This is a genomic window from Roseateles asaccharophilus, from assembly GCF_004362405.1.
Lineage (GTDB): Bacteria > Pseudomonadota > Gammaproteobacteria > Burkholderiales > Burkholderiaceae_C > Kinneretia > Kinneretia asaccharophila.
In genome coordinates, this window is record NZ_SNXE01000001.1 from 1 (window position 1) to 14,662 (window position 14,662).

The 14,662-nt window shown below is 68.7% G+C and carries 16 protein-coding genes; 7 read left to right on the top strand and 9 right to left on the bottom strand.

The genetic code is table 11. From position 1 onward, the window contains the following. Positions 1-221 precede the first annotated feature (221 nt). Positions 222-692, top strand: coding sequence for a GNAT family N-acetyltransferase (locus tag DFR39_RS00005; RefSeq protein ID WP_133601486.1), 471 nt, complete (start codon positions 222-224; stop codon positions 690-692). A gap of 131 nt (positions 693-823) precedes the next feature. Next, positions 824-1,207 carry a hypothetical protein gene (locus DFR39_RS00010; protein WP_133601487.1) on the top strand — a complete coding sequence of 128 codons (384 nt, stop codon included), beginning with the start codon at positions 824-826 and terminating at the stop codon, positions 1,205-1,207. A 289-nt stretch (positions 1,208-1,496) separates the two neighbouring features. On the opposite strand, the gene DFR39_RS00015 is transcribed toward DFR39_RS00010, so the two are convergent. Together DFR39_RS00015 and DFR39_RS00020 are read right to left on the bottom strand one after the other, a co-directional pair. Further along, positions 1,497-1,685, bottom strand: coding sequence for a hypothetical protein (locus DFR39_RS00015; protein ID WP_133601488.1), 189 nt, complete (start codon positions 1,683-1,685; stop codon positions 1,497-1,499). A 76-nt stretch (positions 1,686-1,761) separates the two neighbouring features. Further along, positions 1,762-2,769 carry an aldo/keto reductase gene (locus tag DFR39_RS00020; protein WP_133601489.1) on the bottom strand — a complete coding sequence of 336 codons (1,008 nt, stop codon included), beginning with the start codon at positions 2,767-2,769 and terminating at the stop codon, positions 1,762-1,764. Between the two features lie 155 nt (positions 2,770-2,924). On the opposite strand from DFR39_RS00020, the gene DFR39_RS00025 reads away from it, so the two are divergent. From DFR39_RS00025 to DFR39_RS00035, 3 genes are read left to right on the top strand one after another with little or no spacing between them, the layout of a single operon-like run. Then, a complete protein-coding gene (locus DFR39_RS00025) occupies positions 2,925-3,329 on the top strand; it encodes a GntR family transcriptional regulator (RefSeq protein WP_133601490.1) in 405 nt (134 codons plus the stop codon). Beyond that, entirely contained in the window at positions 3,319-4,188 is an 870-nt protein-coding gene (locus DFR39_RS00030) for an ABC transporter ATP-binding protein (RefSeq protein ID WP_133601491.1), read from the top strand. The genes DFR39_RS00025 and DFR39_RS00030 overlap by 11 nt, the downstream gene beginning before the upstream one ends. Beyond that, positions 4,188-5,663: a hypothetical protein gene (locus DFR39_RS00035; protein ID WP_133601492.1), complete on the top strand. Its 1,476-nt coding sequence runs from the start codon at positions 4,188-4,190 to the stop codon at positions 5,661-5,663. The genes DFR39_RS00030 and DFR39_RS00035 overlap by 1 nt, the downstream gene beginning before the upstream one ends. On the opposite strand, the gene DFR39_RS00040 is transcribed toward DFR39_RS00035, so the two are convergent. Next, positions 5,656-6,051: a hypothetical protein gene (locus DFR39_RS00040; protein ID WP_162849349.1), complete on the bottom strand. Its 396-nt coding sequence runs from the start codon at positions 6,049-6,051 to the stop codon at positions 5,656-5,658. The genes DFR39_RS00035 and DFR39_RS00040 overlap by 8 nt on opposite strands. Positions 6,052-6,309: 258 nt before the next feature. Between DFR39_RS00040 and DFR39_RS00045 the strand changes: the two genes are divergently transcribed. After that, complete coding sequence (locus DFR39_RS00045) at positions 6,310-8,226, top strand: B12-binding domain-containing radical SAM protein (protein WP_133601494.1); 1,917 nt, start codon at positions 6,310-6,312, stop codon at positions 8,224-8,226. A 157-nt stretch (positions 8,227-8,383) separates the two neighbouring features. Here DFR39_RS00045 and DFR39_RS00050 read toward each other — a convergent pair whose 3' ends face one another. Next, positions 8,384-8,770, bottom strand: a complete 387-nt coding sequence (locus DFR39_RS00050; protein ID WP_133601495.1) for a methylglyoxal synthase — start codon at positions 8,768-8,770, stop codon at positions 8,384-8,386. Between the two features lie 47 nt (positions 8,771-8,817). Further along, positions 8,818-9,999, bottom strand: a complete 1,182-nt coding sequence (locus DFR39_RS00055) for an acetylornithine transaminase (protein WP_133601496.1) — start codon at positions 9,997-9,999, stop codon at positions 8,818-8,820. A gap of 125 nt (positions 10,000-10,124) precedes the next feature. Here DFR39_RS00055 and DFR39_RS00060 point away from each other — a divergent pair, with 125 nt between their 5' ends. Next, the gene (locus tag DFR39_RS00060) at positions 10,125-11,099 is read left to right on the top strand and encodes a GlxA family transcriptional regulator (protein ID WP_133601497.1); all 975 of its coding nucleotides are present in this window, start codon (positions 10,125-10,127) and stop codon (positions 11,097-11,099) included. 13 nt (positions 11,100-11,112) lie between these two features. Here the strand turns inward: DFR39_RS00060 and DFR39_RS00065 are convergent, their stop codons facing one another. The 4 genes from DFR39_RS00065 to DFR39_RS00080 are packed head-to-tail and all read right to left on the bottom strand — an operon-like array spanning position 11,113 to position 14,652. Further along, positions 11,113-11,868, bottom strand: a complete 756-nt coding sequence (locus DFR39_RS00065; protein ID WP_133601498.1) for an ABC transporter ATP-binding protein — start codon at positions 11,866-11,868, stop codon at positions 11,113-11,115. Then, a complete protein-coding gene (locus DFR39_RS00070) occupies positions 11,865-12,707 on the bottom strand; it encodes an ABC transporter ATP-binding protein (RefSeq protein WP_133601499.1) in 843 nt (280 codons plus the stop codon). The genes DFR39_RS00065 and DFR39_RS00070 overlap by 4 nt, the downstream gene beginning before the upstream one ends. Continuing rightward, a complete protein-coding gene (nikC, locus tag DFR39_RS00075; RefSeq protein ID WP_133601500.1) occupies positions 12,704-13,612 on the bottom strand; it encodes a nickel transporter permease in 909 nt (302 codons plus the stop codon). The genes DFR39_RS00070 and nikC overlap by 4 nt, the downstream gene beginning before the upstream one ends. Continuing rightward, on the bottom strand, positions 13,609-14,652 hold the full coding sequence (locus DFR39_RS00080) for an ABC transporter permease (protein ID WP_133601501.1): 1,044 nt from the start codon (positions 14,650-14,652) through the stop codon (positions 13,609-13,611). Before DFR39_RS00080 ends, nikC begins: the two co-directional genes overlap by 4 nt. Positions 14,653-14,662: the final 10 nt, after the last annotated feature.

Consider the following 14,662-nt stretch of genomic DNA (forward strand, 5'->3'; position numbering starts at 1 on the left):
TCGCCTTCTTCTTCAGCATGGCGCGCAGCCGACGCCGAACTCCGAAGCTGCGGCGCAGTTCCTTGGTCGCCAGGACGTGCTTACCCTGCTGCGAAACGCAAAGCGATGAGCCGAAGTACGCATAACCCTTCGTTGCACCCGACGTGCGCCAGCCGGCTTCGCCGCCTGCCGGCCGCAGGCGAACTCAAACGTTGGCCCGCTCAATCAAGCAGCGCAACATCGTGACCTTCGAATACAGGCCTGCCCTACCCAGTGACGCTCCCGAGTGCGTCCGCCTCCGAGGTCTCACACGAGAGAACGCTATATCCGAGCAGCGACTCGCAGAGATCGGCATCACGAGCCAGACGTGGGGAGAAGACATTCGATCTGGCGAGCTGCACGGATACGTCTGCCAGGATGGCGACCAGATGGTTGGCTACTGCTTCGGCGCAGCCAAGACTGGAGAGCTTGTGGTCTTGCTTGTCTTGCCAAGCCATGAAGGACGCGGGATTGCCCGCCATCTGCTCGGACTCGTCTGCAACACCCTGACCCAGCTCGGGCACAGACGCCTCTTCTTGGGCTGCTCATCGGACCCAAACGTCCGCTCGTACGGCTTCTACAGGCATCTCCGCTGGCAGAGCACGGGAGAACTCGACCAATACGAGGACGAAATCCTGGAGTTTTACCCACCATCACCCGCGGTCGCGGCCTGACCCTTTACAGGGACATCCCGCCGCGTCGACACCGACGCATCGTTTCTTCATCAAGACCTGACCCTGGCCGACTCTCGAAATGAAACCGCTGCTGAACCAGCGCTCGTTTCGCTCCCCCATACACTGACACGATGAAGCGCACTCCAATCCAAGCCACTGTGGTCGCCCTCATTGCTGCCCTTTCATGCGCAAGCGCGAGAGCCTCCGATCCGAAGTTCGTCACCTTTCCTGCCAACATCGCGATCAACGTCGCACTCAAACTGCTACCTGCTGCAGGCAAAGTTGGGAGGGTCAGCCCTATCTATGACAACTACCGTCCGCAGGTTCAGTTGTCCGGGGAACGGGACCGAGTCACCTGCGCGGTTCGGATCCCGCAGTCCATCGAGAAGGTGGAGCCGGGCCAAACCGAAGAGGTCGTGCTAGTTTGCGGCGAGCGGGTTCGCGTCATCGAAGACAGAAGGTCGTTCACGGTGTACGAGGGTGGTCGCCTTGTGGGCGAGGGGCAGGTGAAGTAAGCCGCTTTCCATCGGGCGGCCGGCACAAGTGCCGCCGCCGCGGGTGGCGTCTTTCTCTCTCAAGACACACCTCCCGAGTCATTGATCGTGCCATCCCCCATCAGCAGGGTACGACAACGCACAAAATCGCTTCTTCATGAGTTCTCCTCGTTTCAAGGTTACGAGAGAACTCACCTTCCATCTGGCTACACGAAACGTCTCAGGTCACGCGCCGTCGTCTCGGTCGCCAAGCAAGCACGCGCCGCCTCTCAAGAAACACCTCCCAAGTAGTTGATCTGCAATGGTGTTTTCAGACGGGATGAGGCGCCGGAACGATCTGCATGCCGAGCTTCTTGGCCCGTTCGGTGAGGTTCCTCAGTACGCACTCGCGGCAGCGTTCCTCGAAGTAGTCCTGCCCCGCATCGGTGTATTCCTCGCACTTGCTCAGCATCGCGCAGACCAGCCGGGCGAGCTTGTACGCAGCAGCCTTGACGGCCATGCCTATGCCTATCCACCGAGCGGCCTGCCGCTGATCGACGACTGAGTGCCAGAGCGTGGCGCCCGTGCTGGCGCGCCTAGCCCCGCCTCGCTTCAATCGGATACGCCGGATCCAGATACCCCGGCGTGGAGGGATGCCCCGGCGGCACCAGGCGGTCCACCAGGGCTTCGTCCTCGGCGCTGATCGTCAGGTCCAGCGCGCCGAAGTAGTCGGTCCACTGGGCCAGGGTGCGCGGGCCGGCGATGACGGCGCTGACGGCGCGGTGCGCCAGCACCCAGGCAGTGGCGAAGTGGGCCAGGCTGCGGCCGCCGGTGGCTTCGCAATGGGCCTTGAGGGTCTGGGCAATCTGCAGGGATTCCGCGCGGAACTCGGTTTCAAGAATCCGCTTGTCGCCACGGCCGGCGCGGCTGCCCTGCTCAGGCTGCGCGCCGGGCGCGTATTTGCCCGAGAGCACGCCGCGGGCGATGGGGCTATAGGGCACCACGCCCAGGCCGAAATGATCGCAGGCGGCCAGGATCTCGACCTCGGGCTGGCGGTTGAGCAGGTTGTAGTAGGGCTGGCAGGCCACCGGCGCGGGCATGTTGAGCGCACGCGCCAGCTGCACCGCCTCGGCAATACGAAAGCCGCGGAAGTTGGACAGGCCCCAGTAGCGGATCTTGCCCTGCTCGATGAGCGCCGCGATGGCGCGCAGCGGCTCCTCCAGGTCCAGGCCCAGGTAGTCGCGGTGCAGGTAGTACAGATCGATGTGATCGGTGCCCAGGCGCTGCAGGCTGGCCTCGCATTCACGCTGCACCCAGGCGCGCGAGTAGCCGCGCTCATTGGGCCGATCGGACATCTTGTTGCCCAGCTTGCTGGCCAGCACCCAGTCGTGGCGCCGGCCCTGGAGCAGCTCGCCCACCATGCGCTCGCTGCCGCCCAGGGAGTAGACATCGGCGGTGTCGATGAAGTTCACGCCATGCTCGGCGGCATGGTCCACGATGGACCGGGCCTCGGCCAGCGCGGTCTGGTCGGCAAACATCATGGTGCCCAGGCACAGGGCCGAGACCTGCAGCGGGCTCTTGCGGCCCAGGGAACGGTATTGCATGGCAAACACTCCGGGAGTTTGAGGGCGGCAGCACGCCACGCGTGCCAAGGCTGGTGCCTATCGTAGCCAGCGCGCTCCAACTTGCCGGCTGTGCAGGACGCATCCCCCATCGGGTGGAATTGACCACCGTATTAGTACAGCAATACAGTTGTCGCATGCGCTTCAGCATCCATCCGTCCGCGGCCGAGCCCATCTACCGACAGATCGTCGAGCAGGTGCGGCGTCATGTGGCCAGCGGCCAATGGCGGGCGGGCGAGGAGCTGCCCAGCGTGCGCGCGGTGGCACAGGAGCACGCCATCAACCCCATGACCGTCAGCAAGGCTTACAGCCTTCTGGAAGCCGAAGGTCTGCTGGAGCGGCGCCGCGGCCTGGGCATGGTGATCGCCACGCGCCCGGCGGCCACGGCGCGGGCCGGCCAGCGGCGCGCGCTGCTGGAGCCGGCGCTGCAGCTGGCGGCCCAGCAAGCCCGCCAGCTGGGCCTGAGCGATGAGGAGGCGCTGGCCGTGTTCCAGCGCTGCCTGAAATCTCTTCCTGCCGGAGAACAAGACGATGCTGTTTGATGATGACGCCGCCCCGCCTGCGCTGGTGGCCGAGGGACTGAGCCTGTGGCGCGGCAACTGCATCGCCCTGAACCATATCAATCTGCGGGTGCCGGTCGGCGCGGTGGTCGGTCTGGTGGGCCGCAACGGGGCGGGCAAGAGCACGCTGCTGCGCTGCCTCGTGGGCCTGAGTGCACCGGACACGGGGCATTGCCACCTGCTGGGCGCCCCCTCGCTGGAGCTGCCAGATGCGGTGCGCGAGCGCCTGGGCTATGTGGCACAGACGCCGGATCTCTTTGACTGGCTCACGGCGGAGCAGCATCTGCGCCGCTTCAGCGCGCTCTATCGGGGTTACGACGAGCGTCGGGCGCTGCTGCTGGCTTCGCAGCTGGATCTGCCGCTGGGCGTGCGCGCCAGCCGGCTCTCGGGCGGCGATCAGCAAAAGCTCAGCGTGCTGCTGGCCCTGGCGCACGACCCGGACCTGCTGCTGCTGGATGAACCCGTGTCCAGCCTGGACCCCATGGCGCGACGCAACTTCATGCGCTCGCTGTTTGAGCGCCGCGACGCCGAGGGGCCGCCGCGCACCGTGCTCATCAGCAGCCATCTGCTCACGGACCTGGAGCGCGTGGTGACCCACGTGGCTTTTCTGCGCGCGGGCCAGCTGCAGCTGGTGGGTGAATGGGATGCGCTGACCGAGCATGTGCGCCTGCTGGAGCTGCCCGCGGGCCACACCGCCCTGCCCCGCGGTGCCGGCGTTCTGAACCGGCGCGAGCTCGCGGGCCGGGAGCGGGTGCTGTTCGATGCGCGTGTGGCCGAGGCGCCGCCTGCGGCCGGTCAGGCCCTGGGGCTGGACGAGCTGTTTGCCGAGCTGAACGCATGATGAGCGCCCCGGCCCGCCGTTTTGGATTCTTCGAGCGCACGCCCGTCGGCTGGGTCGTTCTGTGGGTCATCTGCGCCGTCATGGGCGGCACCGTGCTGGTCGCGCTGCTCATGAGCGGCCTGGCGATGGGGCAGCTGGATGCGGGCTGGCACACCGGGCTGAGCCTCCTGGCCACGGCGCTGCTGCTGCCCCTGCCCTTCGCCACCCTGGCCCAGCTGCGGGTGCAGCACCGCGTCTGGCTGGGTCGGGTGGCGCCGCTCGCGCTCTGGCACAAGGCCCTGCGGGACCATCAGCGCGATCTGCTGCTGTTCTGGGCCGTGATCGCGTTGCCCCTGCTGGTGCTGCGTCTGCTCATGCCGCCTGCTGGTGAACACTGGGCGATGACGGTGTTGAGTGCCCTATGGGGCGCAGCCATGCTGGCCGGTCTGCTCGGGCTGGCCCTGCTGCTGGCAGCAGCCCTGCAAGGCCTGCTGTCATGGCCCTGGGGCCTGGGAGCCGGCAGTGCCTTGCTGGCGCTGTCGTACTGGCATATGGCAACGACGCCCGAAGCGCTCGTGCTTGCATGGGCCCTGCAAGGTCTCTCGCCCGCAGTGGCCCTTGCCGGGGGCGTGACAAGCCTGCTGATGATGATGGGCATGGCGGCCATGGCCAGCCGCCTGATCCATGGCCGTCTGGCACGGGAAGCGCGCGAGCTTGGAAACTTGCCCGGGCCGGTTCTGCGCTTCAAGCAAAGCCTGGGCGGCATCTGGATGCGCTGGAGCGAGCCCTGGCGACGTGTCGACAACCCGGCCGAGCTGGGCAGTATCCCGATAGCCATGCTGCCGCAGATTGCCAGCAATCTCAGCAATCCTGATAGCGAACGGCACTTCTTGCAGACCTGGGGCAGCACGGTGACGCCAGGGCATGGCCTGCGCCTGCTGGCGCTGACTCTGCTCGCCACATGCCTGCTGCGTGGTGCCGTCTCGCACTGGCGCGTGCTGCTGGCCCCTGGCGGGCACTTCCGGCGCCATCTGGGGCCGCGCATCGTGGGTTCCACCCTGGCATCCCTGGTGGGCTTCATCGTGGCCCTTTCCCTGGCCCTTGCCCTGCTGTTCACGCTGCTGCCCTTTTTGCCCTCGCCTCCTTGGCGCCAATTTCCCACCCTGGCGTGGCGCTACGGCCTCCCCCTGCTGGCTGACCTCAGCCTGGCGGTGGCGCTGGCCACCTGCTTGCGCGGCATGTTGGGCAGCGCCAAAAAGGTGATCACCGGTTTACTGGGCGCTGGCTTGCTGTTCACGGCTGTGCTCCTCGCGCCGATGCTGCTTGGGGGGGAGAGCCTGTGGAACACCGTGCTGTGGACGCGCGGCCCAGCCCATCACGTGGCTGAGCTCGCCCTGGCCGCTGTCTTCACCCTCTTGGCGCGGCGAGCCTGGGCGCGGGCAGATCTGAGCGAACTAGCCCGCAAACGAACGGGCCAGACGCCTGCGCTCACTTGAAGCGCAGCTCCTGCAGCAGCAAATTGCCCTGAATCTCGCGCACCTCGGCCCGGTCGCCCGACTCCTTTTGCAGCTGGGCGTTGGTCTTCTTCTTCCAAGCCAGGTATTCGTCACTGCGCTTCTCGGCCTCGGGGCCGCTGGGCAGACGCTCGCTCACCACCACCAGGTAGAGATCGGGCTCGCCTTTGCGCGCATGGACGTTGGACATGACCATATAGCTCTTGATCCAGCCCTTGGACTTGGCGTACTCCTGATCGGCCTTCCAGGCGCTGGCCAGGAAGTTGGCGTAGGCCATGGCCCCGCCGCCCTTGAGGGTCACGCCCGTGACATCCCAGAAGTCGCCCTGGGTCATGGGCCAGTCGCCGGCCCGCGCCTGCAGGGGCAGCATGACCGTTGCACAAGCGAGCGAACCCGCCACCAGAACCTTTGCCAGTACACGCTTCATTGCACGTCCTTTGCGGCCACCATGGCCGCGAGGGACGCTAACACCCGGCCGGGCCGGTGCTCGTCCTGCAAACTAAGGAAGACAGCGCACGCAAAGGCGGGCAAGAACGTCGGCACAAAGCCCGCGCGGCCCGACCCGCCGCCCCCCCTGGCAAAATGGGCGCCCTCCCCCGCGCAGCCCCGCTGCTTTTCCCCGCCCGCCATGTCCGCCGCCACGCCCCTGCGCGTGCTCAGCCTCATCCCGCCGATGACGCAGCTGAACACGCCCTACCCCTCCACCGCCTATCTGACCGGCTTTCTGCGCTCGCGCGGCGTGCCGGCGGTGCAGGAGGATCTGGCCCTGGGCCTGGTGCTGCGCCTGCTCTCGCGCCCCGGCCTGGCCCGGCTGCGCGAGGTGGCCGAGGCCCTGCCGCCGCAGCGCCACAGCCGCCAGGTGCAGCAGTTCCTGGCCGAGTACCCGCGCTATGAGGCCACCATCGAGCGGGTGATCGCTTTTCTGCAAGGCCAGGACCCGACCCTGGCCCACCGCATCAACACCCGCGGCCTGCTGCCCGAGGGCGCGCGCTTCGCCACGCTGGACGCTTATCTGGGCCACGAGGAGGGCGAGGACCCGCTGGCCTGGGCCTTTGGCGCCCTGGGCCTGCAGGACCGGGCGCGGCATCTGGCCACGCTCTATCTGAACGATCTGGCCGATGTGCTGCGCGAGGCCGTGGACGAGCGCTTCGAGTTCGTGCGCTATGCCGAGAAGCTGGCCACGGCCCAGCCCACCTTCGAGCCCCTGGCCCAGGCCTTGGCCGCGCCGCCCAATCTGGTGGACCAGACCCTGCACGCGCTCACGCTAGAGGCCCTGGAGCGCCACCAGCCACAGCTGGTGCTGCTCTCGGTGCCCTTCCCCGGCGCGGTGTACGCGGCCCTGCGCATGGCGCAGAGCATCAAGGCGGCGAACCCGGCCGTGGTGACGGTGCTGGGCGGCGGCTTTGTGAACACCGAGCTGCGCGAGCTGCGGGAGCCGCGCGTGTTCGACCATATCGACTACATCACCCTGGATGCCGGCGAGCGCCCCCTGCTGGCCCTGCTGGAGCACTGCCAAGGCCAGCGCTCGCGCCAGCGCCTGGTGCGTACCTTTGTGCGCGAGGACGGCGAGGTCCGCTACATCAACTTCGGTGGCGAGCCCGACATCCCGTTCGATGAGGTGGGCACGCCCACCTGGGACGGCCTGCCGCTGGATCGATACCTCTCCCTGCTGGACATGCTCAACCCCATGAACCGGCTGTGGAGCGACGGGCGCTGGAACAAGCTCACCGTGGCGCACGGCTGCTACTGGAAGAAGTGCAGCTTCTGCGATGTCTCGCTGGACTACATCTCGCGCTACGAGGCCGCCTCGGCCGAGGTGCTGGTGGACCGCATCGAGGCCATCGTGGCCGAGACGGGGCAGACGGGCTTTCATTTCGTGGACGAGGCCGCGCCGCCCAAGGCGCTCAAGGCCCTGGCCCAGGAGCTGCAGCGCCGCGGCACGGCCATCAGCTGGTGGGGCAATATCCGCTTCGAGAAGACCTTCACGCCCGAGCTCTGCCAGCAGCTGGCCGACAGCGGCTGCATCGCCATCTCAGGCGGGCTGGAGGTGGCCTCGGACCGCCTGCTGGCCCTGATGAAGAAGGGCGTGTCGGTGGACCAGGTGGCGCGCGTGACCAAGGGCTTTGCCGATGCCGGCATCCTGGTGCACGCCTACTTGATGTACGGCTTTCCCACGCAGACGGTGCAGGACACGGTGGACGCGCTGGAATACGTGCGCCAGCTCTTCCTGAACGGCTGCATACACAGCGGCTTCTTCCACCGCTTTGCTTGCACCGTGCACTCCCCGGTGGGCAAGAACCCCGAGGAATACGGGGTGCAGCTGCTGCCCCTGCCCGACAGCCCCTTCGCCAAGAACGATGTGGGCTTTATCGACCCCACCGGCGTGGACCACGACGCCCTGGGCCGCGCGCTCAAGAAGGCCATCTACAACTTCATGCACGGCATCGGCCTGGACGAGGACGTGCGCCGCTGGTTCGACATCCGCGTGCCCAAGCCCACGGTGAACAAGCACCGGATTGCCAAGGCGCTGGCGGGGCGGCACTGATTGCTGGCGCGAAGCGGATAGGCGGGCGGGCGCAGGAGAAGGGGCAGGCCTGCTGCTACGTGTCCCCCGGCCGCTGCGCGGCCTCCTCCTTTACCTGCGCATCAGGCCTGCCCCTTCTCCTGCTTGTGGCGGCGTTGGGCGTTTGCGCCGAGGGCGCTTAGCCCATCTTCGCCGCCCAGGCCGCCAGCATCAGCCGCGCGCCCGACACATTGGTGGCGCAGGGCACATCGTGCACATCGCAGGCGCGCACCAGAGCGTTGATGTCGGGCTCGTGGGGCTGGGGCGTCATGGGGTCGCGCAGAAAGATCACGCCGTCCAGTTCGCCCACCGCCAGGCGTGCGCCGATCTGCAAGTCGCCGCCCAGGGGGCCGGAGAGCACGCAGTGCACGCGGCTCAGGCCCAGCTCGTCGCGCAGCCGGCCGCCGGTGGTGCCGGTGGCGATCAGCTCGCAGCGCTGCAGAAAATCGGCGAACTCGGCGGCCAGGGCCACCATGGCGTCCTTCTTGTGGTCGTGGGCGATCAGGGCAAGTCTCATGGCCGGCATCTTAGGCCGAGGCCGGTTACGGGCCTGCGTCAAGCTGAGGCGCCCGCTCAGCCCAGCACCTGGCGCAGCGCCGCCCTCAGCAGGTCCAGCGCCTGGTCGATCTCGGCCTCGCTGATGTTCAGGGCGGGCATGAAGCGCAGCAGATTCGGCCGCGGCGCATTCAGCAGCAGGCCCACGGGCGCGAGCTCGCGCGCGGCCGCCACGACCTGCTCGGCCTGATTGCCCGGCAGCACCAGGGCGCGCAGCAGGCCGGCGCCACGCTCTCCCAGCAGGCCATGATCCCGAACGATCTGCTGCAGGCCCTGGGCGAGATAGCGCGCGCGCTGCCGCACCGCCGCCAAAAACTCGGGGCGGCAGACCTCGTCGAGCACGGCCAGGCCCACGGCGGCCATCAGCGGATTGCCGCAGTAGGTGCCGCCCTGATCGCCGGGCTCAAAGCAGTTGAAGGCCTGCTTGCACAGCAGGGCCGACAGGGGCACGCCGCCGCCCAGGCCCTTGGCCAGGGTCATCAGGTCCGGCTCCACATCGAAGAGCTCGTAGGCGAAGGCCCGGCCGCAGCGGCCGATGCCGGTCTGCACCTCGTCGGCAATCAACAGCAGCTCGCGCTCGCTGCACAGCGCGCGCAGCTCGCGCACAAAGCCCGGGTCGGCCAGGTTCACCCCGGCCTCGCCCTGCACGAACTCGATCATCACGGCCACCGCGTCCGGCCCCGCGGCGCGCGCCACGGACTCGATGTCATTGAGCCGTGCCTTGGCAAAGCCCGCGGGCATGGGCGTGTAGATGCGGTCCCAGCCCGGCTTGCCCGAGGCGCTCATCATGGCCAGGGTGCGGCCGTGAAAGCCCTGCTCGAAGCTGATGATCTCGTGGGCGCCGCCCCGGTGCTTGCGGCCCCAGCGGCGCGCCAGCTTCACGGCCGCCTCATTGGCCTCGGCCCCCGAGCTGGCGAGAAAGACCCGGTCAAAGCAGCTCAGCGCCACCAGACGATCGGCCAGGTCCAGCATGGGCCGGTTGTAGAAGGCCGGGCTGGGATTGAGCAGGCGCCGCGCCTGCTCGCTCAGCGCCTGCGCAATCACGGCGGGCGCATGCCCCAGGCTGTTGACGGCCCAGCCCTGCACGAGGTCCAGATAGCGCTTGCCGGCCTCGTCGAGCAGCCAGCTGCCCTGGCCCTGCGCGAAGACGAGCTCCGGTCTGTGGGTGATGGTGATGAGGCTGTCGCCCAGCGTGCTCATGCGGCGTGCTCCCGGTGTTTGGCGTCGATGGCTCGCAGTGTGCGCAAGACGGGCCGTGACAGCCATGACGCAGTTCCCACCTTTTCTGCCATCGCGGCTCGGCAGGAATGCCGCCACAATGCCGCATGAGCTGCCGCATCGTCTTCGTACTCTTTCCCGGCTTCCAGCAGCTGGATCTGGCCGGACCCATGGCGGTGTTCGAGCTGGCGCGGCTGCAGCAGCCCGACAGCTACCACTGGCGCCTGGTGGCCAGCCGGGCGGGCACGGCGCGCAGCTCGGCCGGCGTGGACTGGCCGGTGCAAGGCCTGCCCCGCGTCTGCGGCGAGGGCGATCTGGTGATGGTGATCGGCGGCGACGGGGTGGACGCCGCGGGCCGGGACACCCGCCTGGTGCGCTGGCTGCAGCGCGCCAGCCGCAGCGGCGCGCGCATCGCCAGCATCTGCAGCGGCAGCCTGCTGCTGGCCGCGGCCGGCCTGCTGGACGAGCGCGGCGCCACCACGCACTGGTCGCGCAGCCGGCAGTTCGCCACCGAGTTTCCGGCCGTGCGCCTGCAGCCGGACCGCATCTATGTGCGCGAGCCGGCCTCCTCACGCGCCGGCCCGGCACGCCGGCCCGAGCTCTGGACCAGTGCGGGCATGACGGCCGGCATCGATCTGTGCCTGGCCCTGGTGGCGCATGACTGCGGCGAGGCGCTGGCGCGCGAGGCGGCGCGCCAGCTGGTGGTGGAGCGGCGGCGGCCGGGCGGGCAGTCGCAGTTCTCACCCCTGCTGGAGCTGCAGCGGCCCGAGGGCCGCTTTGGCGCGCTGCTGGACGAGATCCGGCGCGATCTGCGCCAGGACCACCGGGTCGAAGCCCTGGCCGCCCGCATGTGCATGAGCCCGCGCCACTTTGCCCGCAGCTTTGTGGCGGAGACCGGCGCCACACCGGCCCAGGTGGTGGAGCGCCTGCGCGTGGAGGCCGCGCGCGCCGCGCTGGAGAGCGGCCAGCCCTCGGTGCAGCGCATTGCGCAGGACTGCGGCTTTGGCAGCACCGAGCGCATGCGCCGCTCATTCCAGCGCCTGCTGGGCCGCCCGCCGGCCAGCTTGCGCAAGCGGGGCTAGGGCCAGGGGCCGCTCAGGCCGCGCGGCGAAAGCCCACCGAGGCCTGCATCAGCTGCCGGGTGTAGTCCTGGCTCACACGCTGGGCGGCCAGATCCGCGGCGGCCAGCTGCTCCACCATACGACCGCCCTGCATCACCAGCAGGCGTTCGCACAGATGGGTGACCACGCCCAGGTCGTGGCTCACCATCAGGAAGGACAGGCCGCGCTCGCGGCGCAGCGCCTCCAGCAGGTTCAAGACCTCGGCCTGCACCGAGGCGTCCAGCGCCGAGGTGGGCTCGTCCAGCAGCAGGATCTGGGGCTCCAGGATCAGGGCCCGCGCGATGGCAATGCGCTGGCGCTGGCCGCCGCTGAGCTGGTGCGGGTAGCGGAAGCGAAAGCCCTGGCCCAGGCCCACCTCGTCGAGCGCACGACGGATGCGCGCCTCGGCCTCGGGCATGCCGTGGATGGCCAGGGGCTCGGCCAGGATGCGGTCCACCGTGTGGCGCGGGTGCAGGGAACCGTAGGGGTCCTGGAACACCATCTGCACGCGGCGGCGAAAGGCGGGGCTGCCGGGCGCGGGCAGCTCTCCCTCGCCCGTGAGCCTGACCGTGCCGGCGCTGCGCGGCGCCAGGCCGCAGATGGCTCGCAGGATGGTGGACTTGCCGGAGCCCGACTCGCCCACCAGGCCGAAGCTCTCGCCCGGCGCCACGCTGAAGGTGGCCTCGTGCACCGCCGTGAAGTCGCCGAAGCGGACCTGCAGGCCTTCAATCTCGATACCGAGGCGACTCATAGCTTCCAGCTCTCCTGGCGGTCCAGCGTGGGCAGCGGGTGGCGCGACTCGCCCAGACGCGGCAGGCAGTTCAAGAGGCCCTGGGTGTAGGGGTGCTGCGCCTCGTGCAGGGCGCCGGAGCGCACCTCCTCCACCACCTTGCCGGCATACATGACCAGCACGCGGTCGCAGAAGCTCGACACCAGGCGCAGGTCGTGCGAGACGAAGATCAGGCCCATGCCGCGCTCTTTCACCAGCTTGTCCAGGATGGACAACACCTGCAGCTGCACGGTCACGTCCAGGGCCGAGGTGGGCTCGTCGGCGATCAGCAGCTGGGGCTCGGCGATCAGCATCATGGCGATCATCACGCGCTGGCCCATGCCGCCCGAGACCTCGTGCGGATAGAGCTGGTAGACGCGCTCGGGGTCGCTGATGGCCACATCGGCCAGGGCCTGCAGCACGCGCTGCCGGGCGGCCTTGGCCGAGAGCTTGGTGTGCACGCGCAGGGTCTCCTCGATCTGCGCGCCGATGCGCATGACCGGGTTGAGCGAGTACTTGGGGTCCTGCAGCACCATGGCGATGGCGCCGCCGCGCAGGGCCCGGCGCTGGGCCAGCGTGGCGGCGAGCAAGTCCTGACCCTTGAAGGCCAGGCGCCGGGCCGTGATGCGCGCCTCGGGCGCCGAGAGGCCCAGGATGGCGCGGCCGGTCTGCGACTTGCCGGAGCCCGACTCACCCACGATGCCCAGGCGCTCCTGGCCCAGGCTGAAGCTCACGCCGCGCACGGCCTCGAACACGCCGCCGTCGCGGGTGGGGAAGCTGACCCGCAGGTCCTCGACTTCGAGCAAAGGCGTGCAACTCATTTCTTGGGATCCAGCGCGTCGCGCAGACCGTCGCCCAGCAGATTGAAGGCCAGGCTGACGACAAAGATGGCAAGACCCGGCCCCGCGGCCACCCACCACTGGTCCAGCACGTACTGGCGGCCGGCGGCGATCATGGCGCCCCACTCGGGCAGCGGCGGCTGGGCGCCCAGGCCCAGAAAACCCAGGCCGGCGGCGGTGAGGATGATGCCGGCCATGTCCAGGGTGACGCGCACGATCACCGAGGGCAGGCACAGGGGCATGATGTGGCGCAGCACGATGCGGCTGTGCGAGGCGCCCACCAGCTGCACGGCGGCGATGTAGTCGGCCTGGCGGATGGTGAGGGTCTCGGCGCGCGCAATGCGGGCATAGGGCGGCCAGGAGGTCAGGGCAATGGCCAGCACCGCGTTCTCGATGCCGGGCCCGAGAGCCGCCACAAAGGCCAGGGCCAGGATCAGGCGCGGGAAGGCCAGAAAGATGTCGGTGACGCGCATCAGCGCCGCATCGATCCAGCCGCCGCGATAGCCCGCCACCGTGCCCACGATCAGGCCGATGGGCGCGGCCAGCACGGCCACCAGCACCACCACAAAGAGCGTGATGCGCGAGCCGTGGATCAGACGCGAGAGGATGTCGCGGCCCTGGTCATCGGTGCCGAACCAGTGCGCGCTAGACGGCGGCAGCAGGCGCGTGCTCGTCAGATCGCCCACATTGGGATGGTAGGGCGCGAGCTGGTTGGCAAAGGCCGCCACAAAGAGCAGGCCCAGCACGATGAGCAGGCCGCCCAGGGCCAGGCGGTTGCGGGCAAAGCCGCGCCAGCCGGCATAGGCCCGGCCCAGCGCGGCCTGGCGGCGCGAGCCGGGACGCTCGCTCATCAGCCAGTCATGAAGGGATTCTTTGGCGGTGCTCATCGGGCACGGGTCCGGGGGTCCAGCAGTCGGTACAGCAAGTCAGACAGCAGATTGAGGGCGATGAAGATGGAGCCCACCACCAGGGTGCCGCCCAGCACCGCGTTCATATCGGCGTTCTGCAGCGAGTTGGTGATGTACAGACCCAGGCCCGGCCAGGCGAAGACGGTCTCGGTCAGCACCGAGCCCTCCAGCAGGCCGGCGTAGGACAGGGCGATCACGGTGACCAGGGGCACCATGGCATTGCGCAGGGCATGGCGCCAGATGATGCGGGCCTCCGACAGGCCCTTGGCCCGCGCGGCCACCACGTATTCCTGGGCCAGCTCATGCAGCATGAAGCTGCGCGTCATGCGGCTGATATAGGCCAGGGAGAAGTAGCCCAGCAGGGCGCCCGGCAGGGCCAGGTGCGAGAGGGCATTCCAGAAGGGCTCCCAGCCATTGCCCTCCAGCGCGCCCAGCACGGTGTCCACCAGCATGAGCCCGGTGACCGGGCTGATGCTGTACTCGAAGGCCACATCGATGCGCCCGGGGCCGCCCACCCAGCCCAGCTTGGCGTAGAACAGCACCAGGGCCATCAGGCCCAGCCAGAAGATGGGCACGGAATAGCCGACCAGGCCCATCACGCGCACCGCCTGGTCGGCCAGGCCGCCACGCCGCACCGCGGCCCAGACGCCCAGGGGCACGCCCAGACCGGCGCCGATGAGTATGCCCACCGTGGCCAGCTCCAGCGTGGCCGGAAAGACGCGGCGGATATCGTCCAGCACCGGATTGGCACTGAGCACCGAGGTGCCGAAATCGCCCTGGGCCACCTTGCCCAGATAGATCAGGAACTGCTGCCACAGGGGCAGGTCCAGGCCCAGCTGGGCACGCACCTGGGCGATCTGGTCCTCGGTGGCGCGGTCACCGACGATGGCCAGCACCGGGTCCACCGGGATCACGCGGCCGATGAAGAAGGTCACGGCCAGCAGACCCAGATAGGTCAGCGCGATGGTGACGAGAAAGCTGCCCAGCGCTTTCGCGCCGGGCTTCAAACGGGACGACATGCAAAGGGCT